The sequence below is a fragment of the Pseudomonas sp. GXZC genome, from assembly GCF_026967615.1.
GTDB lineage: Bacteria > Pseudomonadota > Gammaproteobacteria > Pseudomonadales > Pseudomonadaceae > Aquipseudomonas > Aquipseudomonas azotoformans_A.
In genome coordinates this window covers 2643996-2668269 of sequence record NZ_CP114115.1, presented here as the reverse complement: position 1 = coordinate 2668269, position 24274 = coordinate 2643996, and the positions used below count along the sequence as shown (strand labels likewise).

The window sequence follows — 24274 nt, the reverse complement described above, 5'->3', positions numbered from 1 at the left end:
AGTGAGGACTTTTGGAGGTGCTACACCCCAGCAGAACGACGCATATAGTTAGCTTCCCAGCCCGCCCCGATGATCTTTAGGGGAACCGGCGCGGAACTGTAGATGGTGACTCGCTGCACCTTTGCATTACCCGTTACCGGGAACTTGAATTGCCCTGTGCCCAGCATCAGCGAACCAAGGACAACCTCTGTGCCCAGGCGACCACCCGCCATCTGGTAGACGTACTCTGTTGAGCCGTTGTTGACGTTGACCTGAAAGAACCCCGAGGTCTCATAGTTCACCCAGGCGCGGCGAAGCTGTAACCGCCCAGTGTCTTCTGTAGCGCTTGTGCCATCGTCGGCGGTTTGCTTGATCAGGAACTTACTGAACTCATATTGGAACGCGTATTCCTGGCCTACGATAAACGTCTGTTCCCGACGATCCCCTACGAGAATCAATCGGGCATCTGCTGCCCACGTGGTCACCGGCTCGTGGCGCTCAAGGACTCCCCGCTGGTCCAAGGTGTAGAACACAGTCGTAAGGTGTGGGAAGCCGCCGTAGAGGTCCTGAAGGTTCAGATACGATTCGTTCAAGTCCTCGTTGTACTGAGTAACCTTGGCTACCTTCTTCATGTCCATATAGCCCCTGTAGGGCTCTTCAATGAAGTCCACGGTGTTGCTGGTGAACTCGACGCGTTCCAGTGTGACGCCCAAGGCTCTCTCAAGAATCAGGTACATGTAGGACCCAATAGAAGCCGCCGCGAGAATCCGAACGTCATCCCCGAATGTCCAGTGAGACCACGCCTGCTGCACCAGCTCTTCACGTAGGTAAAGGAACTTGTAGAGGAACAGCCGATGTTCCGCCGAGTCCGAAAGGACCGACACGAAGTTCTCCGTCCCTGATCCATGAATGTTGTACACGGTGTTCGGCACGTAGCTTGGAATGTGCGCGGCGACGTCCTCGGCAGACTTCACAGAGGAAACATCCTGCACCGCGTAGTAACGCTTAATGGAGGTGAACGACGCCCGAGGCGATGCGAAGTAGACCCCACGCCCAATCCCCCAAGGGCGCGCACCGTCGCTCACATCGAACTCAGTCGTGAGGTCCAATTGGATCGTCTTACTCGACATGATCCCCTGAGACGACAGCACGAATTGCGCTTGGTCAGACCACAGTAGTAGCTGTTCGGAGAACGGAACGGCGTACTTCAGGATAGAGATACGGTTGTGGGATACAGCCACGTCGATAGGGTCGTCATCACTCAGGACACTTACGGACGCCGGGAAGAAGTGGAAGTATTTTGAGGTTCTCGACATGATCACGTTTTCGCCAGAGAGAAACCCCAGGCGGTTCCGAAAGAAGAACACGTCGTTAATCGTCGAATCCACAAAGGAACTCATAGGGTTCGTTGTGTCGTCCCCTGAGGTCCGGCCCACCCATGGAAGTACCTTCCAATCAAACTGGCCGTCCGCTGCACGCACAAGGCCGTGGGGCATGGTCTCAGCTTTGAAGCCTTCGATAATCCCAGGCTTAACGGTCTCCTTCCAGACCTGGCCCTTTGCGTCATAGCGGACCCAATAGTTATCACCGGACCGTGTGGCCTCGCCGGTAATCTCTACGAGGTATCCGTCTTTACACTGCAAGGGCAGCTTTGAGAACGTCTGAACCTGATAGATGAACGCGGAGATAAGCTGATTCGCGTAGCCATCCGCTGTGGTGATTTTGTCAATCAAAGTCCCCGCCGCTTTAGGCTCGATTAGAACCCAACCGGGGCCCGCTTCGGCCTTCCACAAGGCTGTCGCGTTCACCTGAGTGGCGATTGCGTTAGCAATGAACTGGGCGTCAGTCTGGGCAACCTGGGAGACCTCGTTACCGTTGGGCATTACCACGTTAGCCACCACTGCACCGTTGACATTAACCGTGAGAGTTCGCCCGTATTGACCGCCACGAACGTTCACTATGGCGCGACTGGTCAGAGCTGGGTAGCCCGCCTGAGTCATCGTTGAATTCAACTCGACCACCTTGAGGCGGTTCACGACAAACGTGTAGTCCGCCACGGTGATTAGCCGTAGGTCATCTCGTGGGAAATTGCAGTTTGCATAGCCGTCATACCCACGAACCCCATATGTGTTACCGAACAGGTCTACTACGTTAATTCCGGTGCCTGTGAAAACCATGTAGTACTGTTCTTTTTCATCCCGGTTAACGAGGTGAATTAGAGGCTTCGCGCCGAACATCCCAATGTTCCCCAAACGCTTTCGGAAGGTTGTGGGAGGTCTCTTTTGGAGTCCTTCCGTTTCTGAGGACCATCCGTTTTCCTGGAACTCGCCTTGATTGCTAAAGCGCAGAATATCTGGCTGTTGTGAAATACCTCCTTTGAGGTTCTTAATACTTTGTGTAACAAGACCCATATAGCCCTCCCTGTTAATTATCCCCGTCCGATCTGGCCTCCTACGAAAGCGTCACCGTCAAGCATGTTGAAATTCCCATAATCCAACTCGTACTCTTGAACACTCGCCCAATGAGTTGCCTCTTCTTCCGCTAAAGACCCTTCAATCTCACCGGCTCCAAAGAAGCTCATATTGAACTTCCTTGCAGCCTTGGCGACGATGTAGGAGCGGAAACACTCAGGCATTTCGCTGTATTCACGAAGTCGAATTAGGTCTGCTGTAACCGGACTTCTAAAAACATCTGTCTTAGCTTGGCGGTCATACAAAAAGCCACCACGATTCACATAGAGCGAGCCACCTGAGGTTGTAATCTTCAGGTAGTCGGAGAGATACGTTATAAGACCCGAAAATTGATCAGGAAGAAGGGTTGCCCCTTCCTCAATATTAAACGTCCAGCCTTTGGCCTGAACCTCACGATTAATCTTTGCCAAGATCCGCCGACAGTTAGCCACGTCTGCGTTAGGGTCACCTTCGAGAGAACTAACGGGACTTTCCCCGATAGCCGCGAGCATGTCGTTAACGGCTCCAAGTTCTTCGTCAGACTCAAGTGTTGCTTCAATAGAGCGCGACATTATTAGCCTCCTTACTTCCTCCTTGCGTGCATAAAAAAAACCCTCAAGGCCCCGTTAAGGACCCCAAGGGTTTGTTTGTTCGTTACTTGGCTTTAGTTGCTGGATCGAACACCAGAGCGCCCGCAGCCTCAGGACGCAAGCCGCCGTGACCCATCGCGTAGCGACCGATGATCTGGTCTGCTTGATACTCGGAGCGACGGGCGCGTTCCAGAGCCATATCACGCAACTTCACAGTGCCGACAGCCGAACGGTGGTTGAACAGACCTACAACGTTATCCAGTGCTACACGCACATCGCCGCCAGCAGTAGCCGGGAAGGCATGCTTACGGTTAGTACCAGCCAGGTCATCACCGGCACCACCAGCCGTCAGGTGGGGAACCTCGATAACCTCGAAGCTCATCACGTTACGAATGTTGCCGGTTTCTGGATCAGTCAGTGCCGAGAAGTTCGCAGCGTTAGGCAGCAGAGCGGCCAGGATTGCCGAGTAGTTTTCCGGCGTGGTGTAGAACTTGCGGTCAGCAGCAGGAACGTAGTTCTTGGTCAGCTTCGCACGGGCAATAGTCAACTGAGCCAGGATCGCAAGGCCCAACTTTGCCGGGTCCGACAGGTCAGCAGCTTTACCCACACCCAGAACCGAGGCACTGCCCAAACCTTCGATGTTTTCGTCATTGGCCGCTGGCAAGTTGCACAGAGCTGCCATCTCAGCCAGTACCGCGCCGTCAGCAGCGATAGCCAGAGCCTCACCCAGTTGCGCCGAGTATTCAGCCCGAACGTCGTAGTGGTTCATGGCGTCTTCGATGTCATAAATCAGTACATCGGAAGCCAATAGACCATCAATCTGAATCACTTTTTCGGAGTGCTTAATGTCGCCGCGCTTGTCATCCAGGCTTTCACCCGGTGCCAAGTAGTAACCGCCAGTCCGGCCCATTACTGGGAAGGAAGCAGACTTGCCGTTCTGAATGGTGCGGACCATATGTTTATCCATAGTCACAGCTCGGCGCATAAATGCGGTTAGAACTTCACCACCAAAAACCTTCAGAAACAGAGCCAGTTTATCGGCTGGGGATTGACCCTTGCCCTGGTTAGCACCTACTTGTTGACCACCTTTTGCATTTGCCATTAATAAGCCTCCTTGTATTTAGTTCTTTATTTCCTCTTTGGAAAAGTTAGGGATAAGCGGACAGGCACAAACCGCCCCCTCTCGAAGTCGAAAGGAACTTGCGGGTCTATGTTGTCTGTTGCTAATAGTGAGGGGTTTTGTTTACCAGTTAGAAACCGCTACACGGGCTTCAACTTTTGCTCGGAAAGAAGCGTCTTCGCGATATTCACGAGAGCCCATATCCTTGATCATTTCAGCTTGGGAACTGTAGCCCTCTGGGCCCGCTACGCTTCGACCAGCAGGCGCAGCAGCTCGACGGTTCAAAGTACGGGATGGACTCTTTCCGAACTTCTTAGTCTGACTTGCCATGCCAAGGTTAATGGTCGTGCGGATAGCGCCAAGGTCTTGTCGAGATATCGCGTCGGCCAGCATTTCGGCCGCGTCGGGGCTGTTAGCTTGTAGATGCTTGCAGATTCGCTGAAACTGCTCTTTGCCGCCTGCAAAGTCCATGATCTTACTCACGAAAGTATCCGCGAGCGCCTCTTGACCCTGCATGAAGCTATTTACGAAGCCACGGGAATAGCCGACCTTTTCGAGTTCAACGTAAGAGTCTTCCGACAACTTACCGTTTGCTTCGTATTCCGACTCGATACGTTCAGCTACGACTTCGGGGAGGCCAGCTTTAACAGCCTGTGCGCGCATCTGATCCAAGCCCGCTGCATATTCGTCAATCTGTGCGGAGGCCTTCGTGAGTTCCTCTGTGGGCTCACCAAGAGGCGTAAAGCCGTCTCCTTCAGTCTCTTCACCTTCCTCCCCTTCTTCTTGCTCGTCGGGCTCTTGTTCTTCCTCTTCCTCTTGCTCTTCTTGCTCAAGGGGCTCTTCTTGCTCAGGGCCATGCAGTTCCAGGCTATCGTCACCATCACGGGCGCTTACATCCAGAGCAAGCATGTTTTGTTCATGCTCGGAAATATCGTTAGAGCTAATAACGGCGTTGTTAACACCAAAGCTTGCATATACATCAGCGGACATTAAGTTCTCCTTTAGAGGCAAATTTAAGGCGAACGGAATTCCCGAAAGAAGTTATCCGTTCGCAATAGTGAGGGTTTTAAATTAAGAGCCTACCGGGGCCATTTCGACGCCTGTTGCATCCATAGCACTTTGTAGGTTCTCGGGGGATGCTGTGGCCTGTGCTGCAAGCCCTGCGCCCATTCCTGCTGCCGCTTGCTGACCACCTTGAGCGACCATCGCTTCTGCTTGACGCTTGGCCTTGTCGGCGTCCGTGAGAAGAAGACCAGAGGTATCCATGCCGATAGCGTTAGCCAAGCGGATCTTGAGGTTACTCATGTTGATATCGGGGTCTTGAGCTAACGGTGCGATTGCTTGAAGCCCGGTAAAGAACTGTTGGAGTTTGTCCAAGTCCTGTCCCCGGCCCAGCGCTTCCAAGCCCGTGCTAACGGTAGGCTCTACGGCCTCCTTGGGCATGTCTGGAATCTGGGCAGTTGCTTGTAGCTGGGTAAGCAGAATCCGAACAATCGGCAATTGCAGTTCCTGGGAGAGAATCGAGTAGACGCCACCTAAGGTGTCTTCCAGCTCGCTCGCCACATACCGAATCTCTTCAGCCGTCACGCGCTCCCCGGATCGTTGAACCGCCGAGTTGAGCATGAAGACATAGGCCAAACGGCCCTCAATGGCATCCGCTACGGATTTAGCTACCGAGAAGTCAGCCGTCTTTTCAAGCTGCAAGAATTCGATATCAGCCTTACGGCCCGCTACGAAGTCGCCCGTCTGGGCCTTGGTCAATCGCCGGACCTGGGTGGAGCCGTTTGGGTTCACCAATCCGACCACCTTAGAAGCAATCATTGAGAACTTAATCATGGCTTCGTGGAGGTTCTCCAATGAAGTCAAGTCGCCCAAGTATTCCTCGCAATGCGACCGGCCATAATGCTCGCCATCTCGCTTGGTCCATCTCACAGGGATCCAGGGGCAAGCTTCCCGAGGGTATTGGCCGTCTGTGCCCTCAATCTCCACGCCTTTCACTTCCTGATAGCTCAGGTAGTCTCCCGACTCTTCGTCGAGGTAAACGTGTGTGTAGACTTCAATCTCTTCCTCTGGCTTGGTTTCGCCTTCAGTAGACAGGGCATTACGGACATCCTCAGGCAGTGCCGCATAGGCGACTTTATCCAAGGTGACGATCTGTAGGACGTTCCCGAAGGCGTCACGCTGAACCACATAAGATGGCAGCGGGTAGAGCTTCATGGGGTTGTAGCCCGTGTCTGAATCATCAGGCGGTGGGAGATACAGGCAACCATTCCCAGCGAGCGCAAGCTGTCGAATCAGCTCAAAGAGCGTGACCCGGTAGCTGTTCGATTCCATGTAGCTAAGCAAGATGCGCTCGACCATTCCCAAGCCCTGCTCAACAACAGCAAGTTGCTGCGGATCTGCTACAAGTTGCTTTGCCTGCCACTCAGAAACCTTCAGCTTCATCCAGCTTTGCAGCGGGAACAGAGCAAGCATTACTTTTGCGGAGAGGTTGTTTAGCCCTCGCGCGCCCACAGCCTGCCACGGTGTCGTGTAGTTGGTAGAGGCGTTATCAGAGGACTTAGGGAACAGCGAGGGGATGGTGACTTTTGCGCAGTTTTCAGCGCGGGTCTCGTAGGGTTGTCGGTCGTTCTTCAGCCGGTTGTAGGCTGCAACTGCACTTTCCTCCCCCAGACCAGTTCGAGCCGTAGAGGCCATATAGACCTCCTTATACGTTCAGACCGGTCCCCTGGCTGCGAGCTACGGAGAGCCCTCGTTTACCTTTAGCCTTGGCGGCTCGTTTTGCTGCTTCGGTGTCTGCGTCGTCGTCTACGTTGTCGTCATTCTTTGGAGCTTCAACGACAGCAGCCGGGGCCGGTGCGGGGGCTTCCGGTGCGACTACGTCAGGCGCCTTCTTGTCATCACCACCGCCCAAAGGATTGGATACGACCTTTACTACTTTTTTGAATGCCTTTTTGAGAAAACCCATATAGACCTCCTTATGTTGTACGTTGAAGGGCCCGCTTTACGGCGGTGTTAGATTTCTTGGTGGTCGAAGCAGGAGCCTTTACGGACGCTGTAGAAGAGCCGTCGCCGGTATCCTTAGAGCCCTTTGGGACTTTCAAACTTCCGATGCCATCGTTTTCCCCACCATCGTCCTTACTGACATCCGCCCCAAACTCAATGCCTTTAGGCTCTTCGAGATTCACAGGGGCGGGCGCGTTGATCGCGTTAGGGTCTTGCTTTGGCGTCTTGACCTTGGACTTAAAACACATTCAATCCTCCTTAGTCGTCATTCTCATTAGTTGCGTTACGTTGGGACATCATGAGTTCACACAGTTCAGGCAAAGAGCCCACACCATCAACAAACCCAAGAATGTATTGTTCGGAGTAACCAGCCTTACGAAGATCATCAATAACCCCCGTTCGCTGAAGGTACGCGTAGTTACAACGGACCATTAAGTATTGCGCTGAAGCGTTGGGTATATCCGGGATATTTTCCGGGTCATTCAATACTTCTTGAATAACATGAAGCAAAGGACCTCCTTATCTTAGAGATGGTCTTAAAGTAATCAGGGAGGGCCCCTGCTGCCAATAGTGAGGGCTTTTAACTTGGCTGCCAAAGAATTGGCTTGCTGTTTTCAAAGTCCCAATCGGAAGCGCGAAGAATCCGAGCAACCTGGGCTTGAACAAGAAGTTCACCCTCAGTCATGCCCTTGGACTTCGCCAGGGAGACCATGCATTCCCATAGGGTTTCTCCCTCAGGTTCACGAGAAGCCCAATATTCCACTTCCAGCCCCTTACGCGGGCCGGACTTCATGACCTTCGTTGCGGGGTAGAAGAACTGAGGCGCATCAAGGAACTGTCGGGCACTCTCTGGGCCAAGGCCTGGAATACCCGTATAACCGTCCGTAGTGTCACCCATCAAGGTTTGGTACATGTGCCAGTCGTTTGCCTGGGCCTCGGTGACCCGCAAAAACTCACCTGTGGTCAGATGTAGGAACATTCCAGGGACCGTTTTAAAGTCCTTGTCACAGCTCACAGTCACCACCCGGTCGCAGCCTGCAAGCTCGGGCTTGGTCGATAGGATCCCGCAAACATCGTCCCCTTCCACACCGTCCCACTTAAAGGCTCGCTCGGGGCCGTAGTACTGCATACAGGCCTCTACAAACGCAGGGTAACCCACCGGCTTACGCTTACCTTTGCGGTTCGCTTTGTAGGTCTCAAGGACTTCCTTACGCCAGTTGTCGGCACCGGAAACGATGCACAGCGGGATAAGCTCAAAGGGCTTCTTATTACCCTTCTTCAAGGCCCGTTCGATGTCCGAAAGGATGGTCTTGATTGTGCCTGCCAGGATGCTCCGTGCCTTCTTGTGGTCGCACTCAAGGGACCAAACATCGTCACCCCAATCCACTTCATTCTCACTTGCAGAAAGCGCGGAGAAAATCAGGAAGTCCATGTCCAGGGCTACGCCTATACGAGCAGTCATACAGCACCGCCGTGTTCACTCAGGAACAGTTGGCCCTTTGTGGTCAGCGACCAATAGCCCATGTTGCGGCCAGAAGTAGACACACAAGAAATATGCCCACGGGAGGCAGCTTCGGAGACCAATGCAGCGTTCTTGCGGTAGAAGTCCGATTGGTATGTGCGGGCTTCCTTCTTGATTGCGTACAGAGTTCGTAGGTACTCACTCATTCGGCACTACCACAGTGGTTTTCACTGGCGACATGCGGGTGACAAACAGACCTTTCAACGAGCTGCCCAGCTCTTCCTTTAGGCCGGTCTTGAAGGCATCACGAAGCATCAGAACGCACATTTCTTCATCAGGTAGAGAGAGCGCATCGTCTGCGCGCTTGATCCCCGCTCGTGCCGCCGCTGCTTTCTTGCTGTCCTTACTCGCAGTCATAAGCGCCAAGCGAGAACGTGCTTCTTGAATACCGTCCCGAACGTCTTGGATATCCTGGGTGGACAGCACGACACGGGTGTTAAAGGTGTGTTGCAGGTTAAGAGTTACAGCCATTTGAAAACCTCCTTAAATGACAAAAGGCCCTTTCGGGCCCTTATGGTTTTAGTGACATTCGCGCCAAGTCGGCCCGGTCTTCCCGTCTGTATCGAGGGGGCACCGGAACTCGAACATCTCGGCTACGTTTTGGATTGCTTGCTTGGATACGCCAAGAATCACCTCGGCAATTTCTGGGGTTCGTGCGGCAATTTGGAGTTCGTCGTGGACCCAGGCCATGAAGCTAAAATCGCCGTCCCAACCGTGTGTTAGGCCATGCTCTTCCATCAGGATCCGTTCAACTTCAACAACCCAGGCTTTGCAGACCAACGCACCGGCACTCTGTAGGAGTGTGTTGAGGGCACTGTGTGGAGAGCGGACGTGGATCTTTCGACCATCGAGGCCCTTGATCCAACGGCGCTTCCATTTGATGTCAAATTTTCGAAGGGCCTGGTTCCACTTCTGTTCAGCAATAAGGGAGTCTTCGAGGGCCGCTCGGAGGTCCGCAATAACCGGCGTACCTTCAAGAAAAGCCTTCTTCAGTTCCTTACCGCGCTTCGCACCACCACCGACAATAGAGCCGATCTTGGCGTCACCAGCACCGTAGAGAAACGCATAGATGAAGGTCTTCGCGTTACCGCGCCAAGCCTCATGGTCAGCGCTATGTTTGTCTCGAACAGTCCCTGCTGGAATCAAGCCAGCGGCCAAACCGTTAGCCCAATGCACATCACCATTCAGAACCGTATCGGCATACGCCCCGTTATCGAAGCGAGCCCCGAAGTGGCCCAGGCAGCGAAGCTCAAGACCCGAGGCATCGACGCCAACTTGTACGCAGTTCTCCCAGCCCGGTAAGTGCCTCGCCAAAATCGCCCCGAAGAGCGAACGACATTCAGGCCCATACGGAGAACTTGAAGACGGCACTTGGCCCATGTTCGGATAGCTGTGAGTGGCTCGCCCGGTCACTGCCCCGTTAGGGTTGATAGAGCCGTGCATGAACCCATCAGAACCGACAAGGCGCATCCATGCGTTATCACCTTCAGCAAGCATCCCGATACGCTTCTGAATCATCAGATAGTCACGTACCAGAGCGATGCAGGCTTGGGCCTCAGGGTCATCGACATGGACCCCCTCAAGGGTTTCATCATCGACTTTCGGGGCGCCCTTCTCGGTGAACTCAGTGGGCTCCCAACCAGCGATCTTCAGAACCCTAATCAGGTGCTTACTCGACGCCGGGTTGAAGGTGACGAACTCGACCGGGGTATACGGTGCCCCCTCAAAGGTTTCCCGCTTGTCCTTTCGCTTACCGTCCTTGGTGTAGACGCCGCCAACCTTTGGATACTTGACCCGAGGCATCACACGGCCATCCGACCAAAACTCAATCGGCTTTCGTGTGACTGGGTGGCGGAATTGCTCAGTGCCGCCCTTGGGCTCGTACCAACTCCCGAAGGTCTTAATGAGCTTCACGAGCAAGTCAGAGCGTTGGCCGGCAAGATCCGCGTAGAGACGCTCGGCGCCGTCTTGGTCAAATGGGAAGCCATTACGCTCCATCTGGGCCAAAGTCCAAGCCACCTCATGTTCCAGGTGGACAGCCTTAATCGACTTCATCCAGAGTTCGCCGTTAGGAGCGAGACCACCGGGGAAGTAATAAGGATCCGACATGATCTTGGTCACGAGCTTCGACGTAACCACTACGTCCTGAACGCAATACGCCTGCATCTCAGGGGACCACTTGGCCCACTCCATGCCCTTCACATAAGGAATGCCCTCACGGGCGCACATGGCTACAAAGTCGTTCTTGTACTCGCCCTTCATCTCACCCAGGCGATAACCCCAAGCTTCCAAGGCATGAGAGCCAAAGCGGGAACCTGGGAGCTTTCCTGTGCGCAGAAGCCCTGCGTCAATGTCTCGGATATTCGCGTAGATCAGTCGGGACAGGACAAGAGTGTCCATTACGCGCTTACGGGGGATGTTCAGGCGCTTACCGAAGTAGAGGCGCTTCAACTTATCGAGGGCGGGAATGTCGTACTTGATACCGTTATGGAAAACGATAAGGCCGTCAGGTTTGGCCGCTTCAGCTTCAAGCTGTTTAATGTAATCGCCCAATTGATCCGGGCCGTACTCGAAGGTCTCGCCTGTGAAGTAGTCTTGAGAAACACCGCAGTGAAACTTAGAGACATCCTCAAGGAGACCATCAGTTTCAATGTCTGACGTGAGCAATAGCCCTCCTATTTAGTTATCGGATATAGAACTCTCCTATGGTTGATGTAACGGTTACTGAAAGGCCCCTACGAATAGAGGCCCTTGGATAACAGTTAAATCAGCGCAGACAGCTTCTCAGCCTTAACGGCCAGCTCGTTGGATTCACGCAGTTGTGCGGCGGCAGCCGAGTTAGCCTCACGAGCAGCCTTGAAGAGAGCAGTTGCTTTCGCGTCGGCCTTCTTCGAGGATTTCACGAGGGCCGCATGCAGCTTGGTCAGGACGAAGGTGTACAGTTTTACGATATTCATAGTTGTTTCTCCTTTAATAGTCTGCGTTTTGGGCAACTTCACCGGCCCATGTCTGTTCAGTAGATGTATCTCCATCGCCCTCGGGCTTCCAACCGTCCGGCGTTTCGTCGAGCCAACCCGTTTCTTTGTTGTAAATCAGATATCCAGCCACGCCGGTCTCCCCAGTAAAACGACACTTCAATACGCGGATAGTGACCACGTTAGGAAAATCGCCTTGCTGGTTACGCTCCAGGGCAATGATGGTGTCTGATAGTTGGCGTAAAGAGCCGGAACCACGGAGGTCCGTGATAGATACTGGGCGCCCCTCTTCGTGGGCCTTCCCTTTCTCTGGGTTCTTCAAGTGGCAAATGACCACCATCAGAATGTCATTGGTCTTAGCGAAGGTCTTCAACTTGGTCATTAGGCGGTCGATGGTTTTTCGCTCATCTCCGTTGTCATCCATGCCCGAAACCACGATAGAGATGTGGTCCAACACGATCACCTTGCAGCCCTGTCCCTTCACCATAAAGTGCAGCTTGGACATCAAGCGGTCTTCTACGGATTCCGCAAAGGAGTCATAGAGAAACAGCTTGTCCGTCTCAAAGATGGCGTCAAAGGCAGCGTCAAACTCTTCCTCTGTGGTGCAATCAGGGTTCTGCCGATAGCGACGGCGCATGTGCAAGCCGACAAGGTCCTCTACGGTTTCCTCTACGGACTCTTCAAGCATCGCTACGCCGACTGGCAGACCGTGTTGCCCGAGCCAGCCATAAACGTTCTGGCGCACAAAGGTGGATTTCCCCATGCCAGACCCAGAGGTCACCATAAGCACCTCACCAGCCCGTGCGTTCTTGGTCTTACGGCGCATCTCAGCGGGGCCCATCAGCGGAATTTGTGGGATTTCCTGCTTGTTCTTGATGCGTTCTTTGAGAGATTTCGCGGAGACAACTCCGTCAGGGACGAAGGGGGCAGCGTTCCAGATGGCGTCAGTGACAGCCTTGGCTTGCCCTTGTTGAATGCACTCATTGGCGTCCTTCAGTGGCAATACAGCAATCTTGACCTTGCCGGCAGGGAGAACCTCAGCGGCTTCCATTGCCGCCTTGCGCCCTGGTTCGTCCATATCGAACATCAAGACGATTTCGTCGAACGTGTCGAAGTACTCGTAGTTACGGGCACAGGACTTACGGGCAGCGGCTGCGCCAGTAGGAATGGAGACGACCGGGTATTTGCCGCCCTGCAATTGGGCAACCGACAGGCAGTCAATCTCCCCTTCCGTTACGACGATCTTTCGACCGCCTGACCACAGGTGCTTACCAAACAGGCAATCAACACCATGCTTGCCAGTAGACGAAAAGTTCTTGTCCTCATCGCGGATCTTCTGACCCACGAGGTTTCCGTGTTCGTCGCGGTAGTCCGCTACCTGAATCCACTTACCGTTCCGCTTACCAACCCAGTAGCCGTACTGTTTGCACACGGCAGACTGTAGGAATCGCTTAGGTAGATCCACGTAGCGGCCTTGGTGGTCCCCGAGTGACAGCGTACCGTCAGCTCTCAGGGTCTTAGAGCGCTCGCCAGATACATCACCATTGGCCCCGGTGCGGTGATTACAGACGAAGCAATAGGTATGGCCGTCAGAATAAGTTGCGCATCCATCCGAAGAACCACAGTCGTCCTGATCGCAAGGCCCCTTATGAAGCAGCTCGCTTTCTGGGTAGTCCTCAGAACGCTCCATCGGGCCCGCCTACAGGGACCTCGACGGCCTCACCAGTAGCTCGACGGTAAGACAGGTCAAGCCACTTAACTTGCATCTTGTCGTGGCGCTCTTTGGTGTAGTCCTTACGAACAGGGACCAAAGTGGACCAGTGACGGGCGCCAACGAAACGGACATGAGCCCCATCGATACCGTGATGAATGCCCGAGATGATGAATTGATTCAGGTTGAAGTCGAACGAATCGACTGCTTCCATCACGTCATCACACTCGTAAACGCAGATATCAATATCAGTGCCGACCAACTTATAACCGCCCAAGAGACGATCGGTTGCCGCGCCGTTGTAGATGTGGAAGCCAACGGAGACAATGCCCGCCTTTTCGAGAATCTCGGCTACTGTCGCCATTGGGATTCCCGCAACAATCACGTCGATATCTTTGGGACGAACGCCAAAGTAAATATCACGAGCCGCGCCGCCTGCGATAATTGCCGGTACGCCTTCTTTTTGAAACAGCTCAACGATGTCAAAAGCCCCCTGCATAGTTGCCCGATTTACAGACATAGAAAATCCTCCTAAGTCAATAGAATGAGTTTTAAGCGAGCCAATATGGCCCGCCTAAAGTTGTGTGTTAGTTCTTCGTGCGGGATTTAAGCCAAGAGGCCACGTCGAAGGACGGACAGGCTTTGCCGCTGTCGAGGTCCCGGTGACCGCATATACGTGCGTTGGGATACCAGACGGTCGAAGCTTCCCAGACAAGACCATCAAGGGCCGTCCATTGAGCTTCTGTGAAATTGTCTTCAGGTTTGCCCGAAGAGTCGATGCCGCCGACAAGGCAGATACCGAGAGATTCTGAGTTATGGCCTTTGACGTGCGACCCGACAACATCACGGGGTCTACCAACTTCCACTTGACCATCTCTACGGATAATGAAGTGGTAGCCAACATCGAGCCAACCTTGCTGCACATGCCATTGGCGGATCTCACGAAGGCCGATGTCCATAGTGGGTTTAGTTGCAGCGCAGTGGATAACAATCAGGTCTGTTTTAGTCCTCGCATTGAATTGAACTTTAGCCATGTGATTACTTGGTCCCCTTTGGTATTAGGACCCCTTCCGGGATTACCTTTCGCTTCTCCTTCAGCCAAGCCAGCGGAACTAACTTGTCTGCGTATTGAATGCCGTGTTTGTCACACCACGCCCCATAGGTTGTAGGTGACCCCTTGTAAAGCCTCGACTTAGACGAAGAGAACACCAAGCGAATGTCGAGGTCTGGGTATTGCTCACGCAACAGCAAGTGCTTAGCGCGGTCATCAACTTCCCAGATGCCTTTACATTCAATGATGATCCCGTTGCCCAGGATGAAGTCAGGCAGATACTTTGCGGCTCTTTCTGGAATCGTGTACTTGATCCAGTGTTGCTCAAAGCTGTACTCAACCTTGTTCTTGTCGAGATGCTCGCTGTTCTTCTCTTCGAGACCTGAACGGAAGACCTCAGAGGTTCTCCGTGGTCCCGTGTAGCGACCGAAGGCCACTGTTAGAAGTCGCCGCCGTACTGGGAAGCGTCAGGTTCAGCGTCACCACCCTGGCTTTGCTCGGAGTCGGACCAGCCTTGTTCCTGGCGGTTCTCTTCCGCTACGTAACCGTCTTCAGCTTCGTCGCCCCATTCATCATCACCACCGCCGAACTCAACGAGTTTCAGCAGCATCACGGAGTCGAGTTGCAGCTTCACGGACGCACCAGCCACCGCCGAGAAACCGTAAGCGAACATAGAGAAACGAGCTTTCAACTCGGAACCGCCAGAGATGGCCGGAACGTTGTCAATGCGCTTGCCTTTCGAGTCAACAACTTTCAAGACCAGCGGTTTCAGCTCTTCGGTTTTCTTGTCCACGTAGGAGGCGTAAGAGCTGAACTTGAAGGTCACAGTACCGTCGTCGTTGATGAAGTACGGCATATTGCCCTCGTAGGGTTCTTGCAGCTTCTTGCCGCGACCCAGTTTTGCCATCAAACCAGGGCGGTCGGTCTCGAATTGCTCGCAGATAGCCGCATAGTTTTCTTCGTGCAACTTGTTGATCTTGTTGATCAGCGGTTGAGCATCCTTACTTGGCACGGTGAGGTCGACCTTATAGACGCCGCGAGGATTACCGAAACCCTTCTCAGGGTTGCCATAGTCCGGCTTTTGAATGGAGCAATAAGGCTCAGCAGTGCCACGAGGGGTAAACATGAATTCTTTCTTAATAGCCACGAATAATTCTCCTTTGGTTAGGTGATTGGTTTCCTTTCGGGTTGTGTTGCTAACAGTGAGGGGTTTTAAGAGAACTTAGGCCGCACAACGAATACGGACGTCTCTTGAAGTTCTTCACGGCTGATAGCCATAGAGACCTCTTGAGCCGGACTCTTGCGGATAGACCGATAGACCGAATACACGACAGACTTGAAGTGTTCTCGTAGAAACTTCTTAGTGAAGCGCCATACGTCATGTTTGAAGTGAGCCGACTCTGACCCTTGGGACAGTTCCAACAGGGTCAACTCGACAAGCTCTTGCTGCTGTGAAGTCATTACACGTTCGTAAAGAACCCCGGCGAGACCGGACTGTTTAACGTGGCTGAAGTTGTTCAGGTGCAAGAAACCATCAGGCTTGGCGCGGCCATTACCGTGAGCGCGCCTCATTGAGTCACCATGAAACGGGAAGTGTCCGGCGCAACGGCTGGGCGAATGCGGGTGACCTCAGCTTGAGTGAACATCGTTTCGGTCTGAGCCCATGCAGCATCAAGGCTAACCGCGTAGACGGTTACTTCGTCGACATGATCGTCAATTTGTACGGTTGCTTTAAAAGCTTTCTTTGCGTGTTCCATTAGTTCAAAACTCCTTGTTCTTTAAGTTGGTCGAGCATTGCCCACGGTTCGCCCAGTCGATTCACTACGAGAGCGTCGAAGGGGTGCGCCATCAGGGCTATGTCAGAGATGTGATAAGGCTGGTCGTCGACGCCTTGAATGAACCAGTCACGGACTATTCGGATCGTCTTAACGTCAGGTGCGTACAGAAGGCCCTTGTATTCGTTGGGCATACGCATATCAGTGACGACAACGTGGTCATACGAAGAGTCTTCGAGACCCTGGCGTACTTCACGCATCCCCAGGTCAAACCAAACGTCAGGCTTACCGAGATATTCACGGTGGTATTGAGTCCCGAAGGTCTGCAAGTGCCAGCGCAAGGACTTAGGCGCCGATGGCTCTTCCCAGTAAGTTGTGCGTAGCCAATGCTGGTAGGAACTGGGTGCAATCTGTGAGATACCGAGGCAGCTTTGGGGCTTGTCCTTAATGGACTTATGCATGTCCCGCTGATACGCAGTCGCAAGCTCGCCAGGACCACCCGCAAGAACCTGGGCGCACATCTCTTTAAGGACATCAGCGAAGGCCACGCGGTAAACCTTACGGCCCTCAGCTTCCAACAGACCTATAAGGGTGTCCTTACCTGATTTCCCCCGGATGCTGTTCAGAGCCAGAAGGTCAGTCATTAACGATTTCCTTCAGGCGCTTGATGATCAGCGCACAGCGCGGCCAGTTACCGGCATACGGAGCCAGCTTCAAACGGCCCACCTTGCGGGCAGTCTCACAAACGCCCTTGGTGACAATGAACGTATCGCCGTCTGTTTGGTCCTTCAGGACCGCGTTGAATGGCTTCAGGGAAACGTGGTTAATCGCTCGGTTAATACGAACGGTGTAAGCCAGCTTCGGAACGCCTTTGTTGTGGTGCAGGAATGTTTCGGCCACGAGGGGACCTCCTTTGGTTAGGTGATTGGGTATTCCATCGAGTGGTTAGCTATTGCGGGAGAGGCTTACTCTTTGATCTTGGGGTCTGAGATGCCCCGGAAAGAATCAAAGGACGGGTGACGAAGCGAGCCGTTTTCATAGCGCTCCATAAAGGTCACCTTGCAGGTCCAGCCTTCATAGGGGTTATGGGGTTCAGCTTTCGAACGCGGATCATGCGTAAGCATTACTTCGGCTGTGAACTCGTCCATTTGTGCCTGTGTGATCTTGCAGGCGTTGACCACATGGCCGGACTCAAGAAGAACCTCGAAGCCAATCACTTTGCCTTCGTTAGCCTTGCCTTCAGTACCCCAGACCAGACCCACGACCTTGCCGTCTTCGTTGTCCTTCGGGACGATCTTCCACATGCCGTTTACCTTCGAGCGCTTCCAGATGCCATTGGGGTCCTTCGCTACAACGCCTTCACCGCCTGAATCACGGACCTTGTGGTTGAACTGGTGCAGTTCCTCCAGCGAGAACACATCAAGCGACTCAACAACCTCCCAATGAATTTCCGGGAAGGTGTACTTCAGTGCTGCCACCTGGGCCTCAACGTGGTACTTCATGACAGCGTGAGTGACTTCGTAGTCTTTGCCAGATAGAACCGCGTCCATCGGGACCACACCAAAGACAACAACCTTCAGCTTCTCCACAGGAAGCTCACCGTGTGTATCACGATCACGGCGCAGAACACCCGAGGTTTCCTTACAAGCCATATCAGCGCCGAATTCGTTCTTAACGATCAATTCAGCGTCGAGCATGAAGCCCTGTGGGAACAGTCCCTGTACGGGCTGATACGGGCTGAAGAAGTCTTTCCAACGGCCATCACGGCACAGAGGCCCCTTTCGGGCTGCACTGTTCAAACGAGGGAACCGCTTACCCTCTCGGCTCAGCCATTCGGTATTGAAAGCACCCGTAAAAGCAACTGAGGGACTGACGCAAAGATTCAGGCGTACACCGTCCTCTTTCTTGTCGGCGATCAGGTAAGCGTCTTCGAGAACGGCCAACAATGCCGCTTCGTTGTAGTCAGTCGGGCGTTGTGGGTTCGTTTCGATAATTACAGCTTCTACCTTGCTCATTCAGCGGCCTCCCACTCAGTACGGCCACCACGTTGTGTCTTGTTGCGTTTACCTTTCTTCGCACGGACTTGCTCCATCTCTTCCGCGTTGCGGCGGATCTTGCGAGGGTTCTTTTCAAAGGTCATTGCAGCGTTCATTCAGTTCTCCTAAAGGGATTCGGTTGGTATTTCTAAAAGTGAGGGTTTTTAAATTTCAGGCAGCAAAAAGGCGCCCTTAGGCGCCCTCTTGGGTGTTGCAGCGGTTAGGCAAATGCAAAGTCGGATTCGAGAATCTGAGTGATATCCAGGGAACCCTGTGCGGGTACTTCAGGCATGTCGCTCAGTTGGGTCTCGTGGAGCTGTTCAAGGAATTGATCACGGAAGTCAGCGAGTACGTTTGTGTCGGCGTAGGTCTCAACCATCGTCTCGCGCACCGCCTTGAACATCGCCCCGGCTTTCGCTGGGATGGTCCCGAAGCTGTCATGAATCAGACTGAAGAAGGTGACCCCGTAGGACTCATGAGCCTTCACCACGGTTTTGCGCAGATGGCTACCGTCCTGGCTGTGTACGAAGTTCGGAGAGATACCCGATTGCTGCTTCAGACCGTCAATCACATTACTGTCGCGGACGTTGATGGTCGTTTGGAGGCGCATGGACCCCAAGAACGTCAGGTCAATACGGCGCTGTTCGGGCTTCATGTACTCTTGCCACACAGGGAAGCCATCAGGGGTAACCCAGAAGACAGGCATGCACGGCTTGAGCTGGTCACCAGACTCCTTGCAGACCACCTCTTTAGCCAGGTGCTTAGCGGCGACTTGCAGCCACTTCATGGCCTCAACAGCCTTCACTACGGTGACCCCTACAGCGTCCCAAATGAGGTTCGCCATGTAGCGCGCGCACTGCTGAACGTTGGCGAAGTACTCGATGCCTGTCCCACGATCCATAGCGGGCTGGATGATGTCGCTGATTAGCTGCTCGGAGAAACCGAAAGCCTTGGAGCCATAAGCCAGGGTCATTACGGAACGCTTGGTAACCGAACGGGTAACCCCATAGCCCAGCCAGCCAGCGGCCATACCGCGAGTGCCGAGGACACGCTTTTCAGTGATGTCGCCGGTCTTCTTGTCCTTTACGGTTTCCGTGGAGTCGTCAGTGCCTTCAGCGAAGTCACGGGCAAGCGCTTCGTTTACTCGGTCAGCGACAAGCTTGTAGATGTCCTGCACGGTTTCGGACGGCACGAGATTGACCGCACGACCACCACGTTCATCGCGGAGCATTGCGCTGAAGTGCTGAATCCCAGAGCAAGAGCCGTCGAAGGCGATAGGTAAAGCGGAGAGGTGCCGCGCTCCGTCCTTGACGACGCCAGCCCATTCGAAGCAGAACGCCAAGAAGCAGAACGGGGAATCCATCGAAGCCCATTCGGTGTTATTGAGAGGGTCAGCGGCGCACCCGAGAATAAGTTGCTCATTGTCTTTCACCCATTGTTTACGTTGATCGAAAGCGACCTTATCGACCCCGGCGCAGTTAGCACCGTGGATCATTAGCCACTGAATGCCCTCTTCCCCCACAGGCTCGGCAATGGAAGCCTGAAGAAGCCCCTTGGTCATGTCGTTACCTTGCGGGTTGAACGCAGGGATCGCGTAGACCCGACCACGCCAGTCCAAGTTGTAGGGGAAGTAGATGGACTCGAAAGCGGAGAACTTTGCGGCTTGCTCCAAGGCAAACTCATAGCCCAGGCGGCGAGATACGCGCGCCTTGTCACGGCGATAAACCGTTGCGGCTTCACGCTTCCAAGTCTTCAACAGTTCGGCGTCCTCATCCATGCCTTCAGGCTTGGTCGGGAGTTCTTCCCGTTCTGCCAAAGGGAAGCCGTCGATAGGAACGTGTTTCCACGTCATCACAGCGTTAGCAACGTCGAGGACCTTAGTGTTGATGCTCCACGCTGTCTGCTGGGCCAAATTGACGGCTTGGTAGACTTCGGGCATGTACACATCGCGATAGCGGTTAAGGGCCTTCTTGGAGCGGACACGAATCAACGGAATCGGCTTACGGCCTTTCGCCCAATAACCCCCGCCGACCATCTGGGTCCACTCACGCGGCGGGACGATCATCGGTTGATGTTGTGGTGAGACGCCTGCAAGGGAGAACGCACGGTCACACAGCTTTTTAGCCCAATCGGGATGCAGGTAGACGTATTCGCCATCCTTGGATTTGATCCCCGCAAACTCCCGCTTCACCTCGACCAACTGAGTGGACTCAATGAGAAGCTCAAGAAGGCGAATTCCCATGTGATAGGTAACGTCGTTATCGAGCGTGTCCCACTTCACCCAGGCGGAGGTCAATTGCTCAGCGTCCAGCATATGGCCTTCAACCTTCTCCATGAATTTCACTTTGTAGGTGTAGGCGTTGCGGGTATCGAGAGCCTTCTTAACGTGCTTATTGAAATGAGCGGCTTCTTGGGTACGGATGCGGCCAAAACGGGCCTCCTCTTCCAAATGCTGACCAATACGAACGGCTACCTGTTGAATAGAGAGCGCGGCGGGTTTCGCCATGTCTCCGAGGACAACCTTGATAGTCACCGCTGCGACAGCCTCAGGGGTCATCTGCAAGAAATACGAAAGGCCGACATGCTTACGCCGCACTTTGTTTACTTGGTGGTCAATCCAGGCTTCATAGGCTTCGACCAACTTAGGGACCAAGTGGGCAAGGATAGGTTTAGCGGTTACGTTGTCGGCAAACTCTCCACGTTCAATTTGACGTTCAAGTTGCTTCTTAAAACGTTCCTCACCGAGCGTATAGGCCTCATGCTCAAGACTCAGTTGAGCGGCTGCAAGTTCATCACCATACATCCCCGAGAGAGTCTCAAAGGCCCATGAAGATTCACTTTGAATATCACTGAAGTCGTGCTTAGTTACTTGGATTTGGCTTTTTGCGGACATGGGGATCCCTTGGAAGCTCTTTAAGAGCCCAATAAATTGATAGTTTGTTAGTTGGGTGATTGGTCGAATTGCGGGCGTAGAGGGCCCTTAGAGGTATCTCTAAGATGTCTTTTAGTTTGTCTTAAAGAGTCTCTAAGGGAGGCTCTGGGAGGTACTGCTAACAGTGAGGGTTTTTAATTCCCTTACGATCCCGATAAGCGCAACGCCCTTACGACTTGCCAAATGATGGCATTGTGATAGTCTTTGTTTTCGTCGCTTGCTTTTCCTCTCTTAGTTGGGTGTCGTATTAGTGCGCCTGAGCGAAGCTCAGACAGCCAAAACTTGACCTATTTAACTTCACTCCAATGCACTAAAAGATTCCGCTCACCCTGAGTCACTGGAAGCCCGTAATGCCGCATGGCTTTCCCGTTGAAGAACATTGCGTGACCAATAGGAAGTTGAGGAACGACAACACTTTTAGCAAATGGGCCGAGATGAACTTTAGTGCCACCACCTTCGTGTTCAGCAGTAAGCGCAACAACCATAGTTACGTCAGAATCGTTATCAGCGTGCCAATGGCCGCGTGGCGTATTCTCCGAGGTGTATTTAGCTGCCTGGATAATGCGCAACTCATGGGGATCTTGACCGAACAGCACTTTTGCCAGAGCTATCCCCGCATCAGACCAGAGCGCGCGCAAGCATTCGTGAAGAGCTGGGCAGTGGTGCTTAAAGACCAACTCGGGAATTTGCGCCTCTTCGGGTTCGTCCTCGTTAACCACGTAATCCATGCAATCAAGCTCTAACATCAGGGCTTTGCAGAATTCAGGGGACAGATAAGGGAACGAATAGACACCCCGTGCATGCTCTGTAACTTGGCTCAATGCGTCAGCCCAATCCGAATTCGATGCGAAGTCTTCAGCAGAAATAGGGCCCACTTCTTCCGAAAAATCGGCCATCTCTTTGAAGATAAAAAGGTTGCGGCGAATGAAACCCGCGTACTTGTCCATGCTGGGAATTGCGGTTATTGCTTTCGAGAGAACATGCGTCATTACTTAAGAACTCCGATAAGGGTCACGCACTGAGAAGCCTCAGGCGTCAACTTGTAGGGTTTAGCTTCAACTTCTTTCAGCTTTCCGCCACCATTACGTTTAAAGGTCATAGCACCGTCTTTCGGATAAACAGTAATGACAGTCTTACCGAGACCAAAGAAGCCCTTCTTAAAGCTTGCAAAATAGTACTTACCCGCATCAGTACGGATAATGTGGGTTGCTCCCATTTGTTTCGCACGGGCATGCAAGCGAACGCGATTTTCGGCAGTGGTAACACGGGCGCTACGGGCACGCTGAAGATTCCACTGTGCGCGTTTTGCTTTAGCCGCCTCCATCTCATCGCGTTTCTTTTTGGTCACCTCTGGATGCTCAACAAGTTCATAAACAGCTTTCAACAAAGCTGCGAAGCGAATTTCCAAAGGCCGAGACCAGTGGAACCACGAAGACTGCGCGATGATGTCGCCTACTTCTTGGCCGTTGTACGCGAGGAACTGCAAATTTTGCTTTCCGTCGCGCTCTACGAAATCCACACGAAGCCAGCGCTTCCCGTTACGGTTCTCCAAGTACTGTTCAGCACCGGAAGTTAGCAGGTCATCTACTGCTTTAAGGATCTTCGAGGCGAGCGAATCCGACGCGAACGCGGTCACGTTGAGTTTTGTCAACATTGGTAGTTACCTTCTAATGTCTAAGTAGTAAGCACTGGCGATCCAAAGGACCACCGTCAAGAGGAATAGCGTTACTTCAAAAATGGATTACCTTTCCTTTATATCCGGCTTCATAAGGAGCCTGTCTTTCTGGGACGCTTAAGGCTATCTGTTCGGCCTTCCCCGCCGATTTGGTGAGGGTTTCTAACAGTGAGGGTTTTTAACCTGGGACCGCCCATGGCTCCCAAGGGGCCGCCACAATAGAGGCCAAACCACTGTATGTCCATCCATATTTATGCATTTGTGCATATTCAATGCATTAGGGCATTTACCCTACGATCCCTTACTAAAGGTGGCTATGGCTTACTGAGTTTCGTTCTCCGCTGCCGCCCAGGTGCGCGCGCAGCTCTTGAGGTAGCTCAGGCTGTTATCGCGGTACACATGGCCGCACGGCGCCTTCATGGAATAGTTCGTCCAGCAGTCACCAGCTTGGGTTTCGGAGAATTCAAATGCGTAGCCACAATGACTGGCAGTAATTCCTTCAGGGGCTGCTTTGAGGTCCGATACGGTGAAGCTGCGAAGGTTGTGCATGAGCTTGAAATCTCGGTTTGGGGGGGGTGTGCGCATTTTATGCGTAGATCTATTTAAAGCCTTGCTCAGAAATGCCCTGAGGTCGCCAAATCTACGCACACAATGCGTACATGTCAACGTGAAGACGAAAAAAAACCCGGCGATCCGTAAAGGACCATCCGGGTTTTAGGCTTTTAGCGTTTAGTAGAGAGGGTGACGTTTAAGGACAGCCATCAAAGCCGCTCGGGTTTCCGTGTGGGTGACTTTGAGGGACATAGCAAGGCACAGCCACGAACCAAAATACAGGCACATTTGTTCACGCCCATATTGATCCGTATAGGGACCGAATTGGGCCACCAGGGCGCCGTTACAGAACCACTTGCGCGCGGCAGGTGCATCAGTAGTCAGCACACCAGCAGAAGTAAGCTCAGCTAAACCACCGTTGAAGCTCCTAATGAGGTCTGCATGTGACCTCTGGCGCGTAGTGAACGGAAGTGAAAGATGAATTTCAGCTGTGCTGGTGTGTAGTTCAGGCGTAGCCATGTCTTTAAAACCCTAATAAAGCCGTCACCTTCGGGAAAGCCTGGACGAGCTTAATGATCCCGTAGAGAACAGCAGCACTGAAGACCCACGCGGCGACTGTTAACGCTCGGTCCATGAGTCAATCCTTGTGAATCGTGAAGGCAGTAGCAGTCCCGCCCAGGACGTACCAGCAGTTACGGTTAAGGCCTGAATCTTTCGATATGACTACACCTGTAATGCCGTCCGCGCCCTGTGCATATGCAGCTATCTTCAGGTCTGTTATGACGGTGGATTCTTCCGGAGCTTGCTCAACGAAGCTTCTATGACAGCGACCGGCTGACACCTTGCTCACTACTTCCGCGCCTGCTGGGAGAGCGTCGTAAACCTTCACCGTCCGAACCG

28 protein-coding genes are annotated in these 24274 nt (G+C 53.2%); all 28 read right to left on the bottom strand.

All coding sequences use genetic code 11. The features are described 5' to 3' along the window. Positions 1–20 precede the first annotated feature (20 nt). The 28 genes from OZ428_RS12805 to OZ428_RS12675 all read right to left on the bottom strand — a co-directional run bounded on the left by OZ428_RS12805 (position 21) and on the right by OZ428_RS12675 (position 23893). Complete coding sequence (locus OZ428_RS12805; RefSeq protein ID WP_269133586.1) at positions 21–2390, bottom strand: phage nozzle protein; 2370 nt, start codon at positions 2388–2390, stop codon at positions 21–23. Positions 2391–2407: 17 nt separating this feature from the next. Then, positions 2408–3001 (bottom strand): hypothetical protein, encoded by a 594-nt coding sequence (locus OZ428_RS12800; RefSeq protein WP_269133585.1) that lies wholly within the window; start codon positions 2999–3001, stop codon positions 2408–2410. A gap of 82 nt (positions 3002–3083) precedes the next feature. Next, positions 3084–4121: a hypothetical protein gene (locus tag OZ428_RS12795; RefSeq protein ID WP_269133584.1), complete on the bottom strand. Its 1038-nt coding sequence runs from the start codon at positions 4119–4121 to the stop codon at positions 3084–3086. 141 nt (positions 4122–4262) lie between these two features. Further along, entirely contained in the window at positions 4263–5129 is an 867-nt protein-coding gene (locus OZ428_RS12790) for a capsid assembly protein (protein ID WP_269133583.1), read from the bottom strand. Between the two features lie 81 nt (positions 5130–5210). After that, positions 5211–6836: a portal protein gene (locus OZ428_RS12785; RefSeq protein WP_269133582.1), complete on the bottom strand. Its 1626-nt coding sequence runs from the start codon at positions 6834–6836 to the stop codon at positions 5211–5213. A gap of 10 nt (positions 6837–6846) precedes the next feature. Continuing rightward, on the bottom strand, positions 6847–7107 hold the full coding sequence (locus OZ428_RS12780) for a hypothetical protein (protein WP_269133581.1): 261 nt from the start codon (positions 7105–7107) through the stop codon (positions 6847–6849). Between the two features lie 10 nt (positions 7108–7117). Next, entirely contained in the window at positions 7118–7393 is a 276-nt protein-coding gene (locus tag OZ428_RS12775; protein ID WP_269133580.1) for a DUF5476 domain-containing protein, read from the bottom strand. Positions 7394–7403: 10 nt separating this feature from the next. After that, complete coding sequence (locus OZ428_RS34670; protein WP_442964822.1) at positions 7404–7655, bottom strand: phage protein; 252 nt, start codon at positions 7653–7655, stop codon at positions 7404–7406. Between the two features lie 70 nt (positions 7656–7725). Then, positions 7726–8607 carry a hypothetical protein gene (locus tag OZ428_RS12770; protein ID WP_269133579.1) on the bottom strand — a complete coding sequence of 294 codons (882 nt, stop codon included), beginning with the start codon at positions 8605–8607 and terminating at the stop codon, positions 7726–7728. Beyond that, the gene (locus OZ428_RS12765; protein WP_269133578.1) at positions 8604–8813 is read right to left on the bottom strand and encodes a hypothetical protein; all 210 of its coding nucleotides are present in this window, start codon (positions 8811–8813) and stop codon (positions 8604–8606) included. Before OZ428_RS12765 ends, OZ428_RS12770 begins: the two co-directional genes overlap by 4 nt. Then, positions 8806–9138 (bottom strand): hypothetical protein, encoded by a 333-nt coding sequence (locus OZ428_RS12760; RefSeq protein ID WP_269133577.1) that lies wholly within the window; start codon positions 9136–9138, stop codon positions 8806–8808. Before OZ428_RS12760 ends, OZ428_RS12765 begins: the two co-directional genes overlap by 8 nt. Positions 9139–9186: 48 nt before the next feature. Then, entirely contained in the window at positions 9187–11334 is a 2148-nt protein-coding gene (locus OZ428_RS12755; protein WP_269133576.1) for a DNA polymerase, read from the bottom strand. A gap of 95 nt (positions 11335–11429) precedes the next feature. Continuing rightward, positions 11430–11624, bottom strand: a complete 195-nt coding sequence (locus OZ428_RS12750; protein WP_269133575.1) for a hypothetical protein — start codon at positions 11622–11624, stop codon at positions 11430–11432. 13 nt (positions 11625–11637) lie between these two features. Next, positions 11638–13332 carry a DnaB-like helicase C-terminal domain-containing protein gene (locus OZ428_RS12745; RefSeq protein ID WP_330913591.1) on the bottom strand — a complete coding sequence of 565 codons (1695 nt, stop codon included), beginning with the start codon at positions 13330–13332 and terminating at the stop codon, positions 11638–11640. Further along, a complete protein-coding gene (locus OZ428_RS12740) occupies positions 13319–13873 on the bottom strand; it encodes a hypothetical protein (protein WP_269133573.1) in 555 nt (184 codons plus the stop codon). The genes OZ428_RS12745 and OZ428_RS12740 overlap by 14 nt, the downstream gene beginning before the upstream one ends. A gap of 67 nt (positions 13874–13940) precedes the next feature. Beyond that, entirely contained in the window at positions 13941–14387 is a 447-nt protein-coding gene (locus OZ428_RS12735; protein ID WP_269133572.1) for a peptidoglycan recognition protein family protein, read from the bottom strand. A gap of 4 nt (positions 14388–14391) precedes the next feature. Beyond that, on the bottom strand, positions 14392–14841 hold the full coding sequence (locus OZ428_RS12730) for an endodeoxyribonuclease (protein WP_269133571.1): 450 nt from the start codon (positions 14839–14841) through the stop codon (positions 14392–14394). A 2-nt stretch (positions 14842–14843) separates the two neighbouring features. Next, positions 14844–15551, bottom strand: coding sequence for a DUF2815 family protein (locus OZ428_RS12725; RefSeq protein WP_269133570.1), 708 nt, complete (start codon positions 15549–15551; stop codon positions 14844–14846). Between the two features lie 421 nt (positions 15552–15972). Beyond that, complete coding sequence (locus tag OZ428_RS12720; RefSeq protein ID WP_269133569.1) at positions 15973–16161, bottom strand: host cell RNA polymerase inhibitor; 189 nt, start codon at positions 16159–16161, stop codon at positions 15973–15975. Next, complete coding sequence (locus tag OZ428_RS12715) at positions 16161–16823, bottom strand: hypothetical protein (RefSeq protein ID WP_269133568.1); 663 nt, start codon at positions 16821–16823, stop codon at positions 16161–16163. Before OZ428_RS12715 ends, OZ428_RS12720 begins: the two co-directional genes overlap by 1 nt. Continuing rightward, positions 16816–17079 carry a hypothetical protein gene (locus OZ428_RS12710; protein WP_203306422.1) on the bottom strand — a complete coding sequence of 88 codons (264 nt, stop codon included), beginning with the start codon at positions 17077–17079 and terminating at the stop codon, positions 16816–16818. Before OZ428_RS12710 ends, OZ428_RS12715 begins: the two co-directional genes overlap by 8 nt. A gap of 65 nt (positions 17080–17144) precedes the next feature. Beyond that, positions 17145–18194, bottom strand: coding sequence for an ATP-dependent DNA ligase (locus OZ428_RS12705; RefSeq protein ID WP_269133567.1), 1050 nt, complete (start codon positions 18192–18194; stop codon positions 17145–17147). Continuing rightward, positions 18191–18331, bottom strand: coding sequence for a hypothetical protein (locus OZ428_RS12700; protein WP_269133566.1), 141 nt, complete (start codon positions 18329–18331; stop codon positions 18191–18193). The genes OZ428_RS12705 and OZ428_RS12700 overlap by 4 nt, the downstream gene beginning before the upstream one ends. A 104-nt stretch (positions 18332–18435) precedes the next feature. After that, positions 18436–21108 (bottom strand): DNA-directed RNA polymerase, encoded by a 2673-nt coding sequence (locus tag OZ428_RS12695; protein WP_269133565.1) that lies wholly within the window; start codon positions 21106–21108, stop codon positions 18436–18438. 326 nt (positions 21109–21434) lie between these two features. Next, positions 21435–22136 carry a hypothetical protein gene (locus tag OZ428_RS12690; RefSeq protein ID WP_269133563.1) on the bottom strand — a complete coding sequence of 234 codons (702 nt, stop codon included), beginning with the start codon at positions 22134–22136 and terminating at the stop codon, positions 21435–21437. Then, on the bottom strand, positions 22136–22801 hold the full coding sequence (locus OZ428_RS12685) for a hypothetical protein (protein WP_269133562.1): 666 nt from the start codon (positions 22799–22801) through the stop codon (positions 22136–22138). Before OZ428_RS12685 ends, OZ428_RS12690 begins: the two co-directional genes overlap by 1 nt. Positions 22802–23143: 342 nt before the next feature. Then, on the bottom strand, positions 23144–23371 hold the full coding sequence (locus OZ428_RS12680) for a hypothetical protein (RefSeq protein WP_269133561.1): 228 nt from the start codon (positions 23369–23371) through the stop codon (positions 23144–23146). A gap of 180 nt (positions 23372–23551) precedes the next feature. After that, positions 23552–23893, bottom strand: coding sequence for a hypothetical protein (locus OZ428_RS12675; protein WP_269133560.1), 342 nt, complete (start codon positions 23891–23893; stop codon positions 23552–23554). Positions 23894–24274 lie beyond the last annotated feature (381 nt).

Bases quoted from the DNA above. Each gene is read 5' to 3' on its own strand.
- OZ428_RS12780 (WP_269133581.1), bottom strand. From the start codon at position 7,107: ATGGGTTTTCTCAAAAAGGCATTCAAAAAAGTAGTAAAGGTCGTATCC.
- OZ428_RS12740 (WP_269133573.1), bottom strand. From the start codon at position 13,873: ATGTCTGTAAATCGGGCAACTATGCAGGGGGCTTTTGACATCGTTGAG.
- OZ428_RS12675 (WP_269133560.1), bottom strand. From the start codon at position 23,893: ATGGCTACGCCTGAACTACACACCAGCACAGCTGAAATTCATCTTTCA.
- OZ428_RS12720 (WP_269133569.1), bottom strand. From the start codon at position 16,161: ATGGAACACGCAAAGAAAGCTTTTAAAGCAACCGTACAAATTGACGAT.
- OZ428_RS12715 (WP_269133568.1), bottom strand. From the start codon at position 16,823: ATGACTGACCTTCTGGCTCTGAACAGCATCCGGGGGAAATCAGGTAAG.
- OZ428_RS12785 (WP_269133582.1), bottom strand. From the start codon at position 6,836: ATGGCCTCTACGGCTCGAACTGGTCTGGGGGAGGAAAGTGCAGTTGCA.
- OZ428_RS12685 (WP_269133562.1), bottom strand. From the start codon at position 22,801: ATGTTGACAAAACTCAACGTGACCGCGTTCGCGTCGGATTCGCTCGCC.
- OZ428_RS12700 (WP_269133566.1), bottom strand. From the start codon at position 18,331: ATGAACGCTGCAATGACCTTTGAAAAGAACCCTCGCAAGATCCGCCGC.
- OZ428_RS12800 (WP_269133585.1), bottom strand. From the start codon at position 3,001: ATGTCGCGCTCTATTGAAGCAACACTTGAGTCTGACGAAGAACTTGGA.
- OZ428_RS12690 (WP_269133563.1), bottom strand. From the start codon at position 22,136: ATGACGCATGTTCTCTCGAAAGCAATAACCGCAATTCCCAGCATGGAC.
- OZ428_RS12745 (WP_330913591.1), bottom strand. From the start codon at position 13,332: ATGGAGCGTTCTGAGGACTACCCAGAAAGCGAGCTGCTTCATAAGGGG.
- OZ428_RS12775 (WP_269133580.1), bottom strand. From the start codon at position 7,393: ATGTGTTTTAAGTCCAAGGTCAAGACGCCAAAGCAAGACCCTAACGCG.
- OZ428_RS12795 (WP_269133584.1), bottom strand. From the start codon at position 4,121: ATGGCAAATGCAAAAGGTGGTCAACAAGTAGGTGCTAACCAGGGCAAG.
- OZ428_RS12695 (WP_269133565.1), bottom strand. From the start codon at position 21,108: ATGTCCGCAAAAAGCCAAATCCAAGTAACTAAGCACGACTTCAGTGAT.
- OZ428_RS12735 (WP_269133572.1), bottom strand. From the start codon at position 14,387: ATGGCTAAAGTTCAATTCAATGCGAGGACTAAAACAGACCTGATTGTT.
- OZ428_RS12680 (WP_269133561.1), bottom strand. From the start codon at position 23,371: ATGCACAACCTTCGCAGCTTCACCGTATCGGACCTCAAAGCAGCCCCT.
- OZ428_RS12790 (WP_269133583.1), bottom strand. From the start codon at position 5,129: ATGTCCGCTGATGTATATGCAAGCTTTGGTGTTAACAACGCCGTTATT.
- OZ428_RS12770 (WP_269133579.1), bottom strand. From the start codon at position 8,607: ATGACTGCTCGTATAGGCGTAGCCCTGGACATGGACTTCCTGATTTTC.
- OZ428_RS12765 (WP_269133578.1), bottom strand. From the start codon at position 8,813: ATGAGTGAGTACCTACGAACTCTGTACGCAATCAAGAAGGAAGCCCGC.
- OZ428_RS12760 (WP_269133577.1), bottom strand. From the start codon at position 9,138: ATGGCTGTAACTCTTAACCTGCAACACACCTTTAACACCCGTGTCGTG.
- OZ428_RS12805 (WP_269133586.1), bottom strand. From the start codon at position 2,390: ATGGGTCTTGTTACACAAAGTATTAAGAACCTCAAAGGAGGTATTTCA.
- OZ428_RS12750 (WP_269133575.1), bottom strand. From the start codon at position 11,624: ATGAATATCGTAAAACTGTACACCTTCGTCCTGACCAAGCTGCATGCG.
- OZ428_RS12705 (WP_269133567.1), bottom strand. From the start codon at position 18,194: ATGAGCAAGGTAGAAGCTGTAATTATCGAAACGAACCCACAACGCCCG.